The sequence below is a fragment of the Streptomyces sp. NPDC054863 genome (assembly GCF_053610825.1).
Window position 1 is genome coordinate 1 of sequence record NZ_JBSGZD010000576.1, and the last position, 1,146, is coordinate 1,146.

The 1,146-nt window shown below is 73.9% G+C and carries 2 protein-coding genes; both read right to left on the reverse strand.

The annotated features are described in order from the left end of the window. Positions 1-59: 59 nt before the first annotated feature. Complete coding sequence (locus ACWGIG_RS39015; protein ID WP_453326459.1) at positions 60-668, reverse strand: GNAT family N-acetyltransferase; 609 nt, start codon at positions 666-668, stop codon at positions 60-62. A gap of 76 nt (positions 669-744) precedes the next feature. Next, positions 745-1,146 (reverse strand): methyltransferase (locus ACWGIG_RS39020; protein WP_453326460.1); only part of this gene is annotated, 402 nt, incomplete at its 5' end.

Sequence of the window (1,146 nt, forward strand, 5' to 3'; positions counted from 1 at the left end):
GGCCGCGCCCGTGCCGGGACACGGCCCCGGGCCGTACCGCGGCGGCCTCGTACGACCGGCTACGCGGCAGCCGTACGGTGCGGCTCGCGCCACATTCCCCACAGCACGGGACCGCCGTCCGGCAGGGCGAACTCCTCGCGCACGGTGAAACCGAAGTGCTGGTAGAAGGGCAGGTTGTCCGGCTTGGAGGACTCCAGGTAGGTGGCCCGGCCCGCCGCGTCGGCCTGGGCAAGCCCCGAGCGCAGCAGCGCCGCGCCGTGGCCCTGGCCGCGGGCGGCGGGGTCGGCGCCGATGAGCGACAGCGACCAGTGCGGTTCCTGCGGGCTGTGCCCGGCGGCGGTCTCGACCGCCGCCCCGAACCGTGCGGTCCCCTCGCCGAGGATGTTCTTCAGCTCCGCGATGGTGTCCGCGTCGGGGACGGCCTTGGCCTGCGCCTCCGCCGGCACCCAGAAGGCCGCCGCGGAGCCGGTGTGCTCGCAGACGCCGTGGTGGACGTACTGCCGGGTGAACAGGGTGCTGAAGTACCGGGCCAGTGCGGCTTCGCGGGTGGCGTCGTCGGCGAAGAACCAGCACATCATCGGGTCGTCGACGAAGGCGCGGGCGAGGGTGCGGCTGATCGGCGACGCGTCGTCGACGGTTGCCGTCTGAGGGGTGATCGTTATCGGCATGCGTCATATTCTCCACACCGCGGATCTGCGACGCAGGGCGCCCCGGCCCCAGTTGGGCCGCGCGGGCGGCCGTCGCTCAGGCGGGTGCGGTCCGGGGCATCCGGGAGGCCTCGATGACGCACATCGGGCCGCCCGTCCCCCGGATCCGGTCGAGGCGGTAGCCCGCTCCGTCGAGCAGGGACCGCCAGTCCTCGCGGGTACGTTCGCGGCCGTCGAGCATCCCCATCATGGTGAGGTCGAGCAGGGTGGCGATCTCGGGCGGGGTGCCCTCGCCGAGCACGGTTTCGACGAGGAACAGCCGGGCGCCGGGGGCGGCCGCCTCGTGGATGCGGCCGAGGATGCGGGCGGCCTGCTCGTCGTTCCAGTCGTGCAGGACGAAGCAGGCGAGGTAGCAGTCCGCGCCGGACGGCACGGCGGTGAAGAAGTCGCCGCCCACGGCGGAGATCCGGTCCTCGACGCCGCGCCCGCGCAGGAGCGC

Excerpts from the sequence above, each read along its gene's own strand:
- ACWGIG_RS39015 (WP_453326459.1), bottom strand. The coding sequence starts at position 668 with ATGCCGATAACGATCACCCCTCAGACGGCAACCGTCGACGACGCGTCG.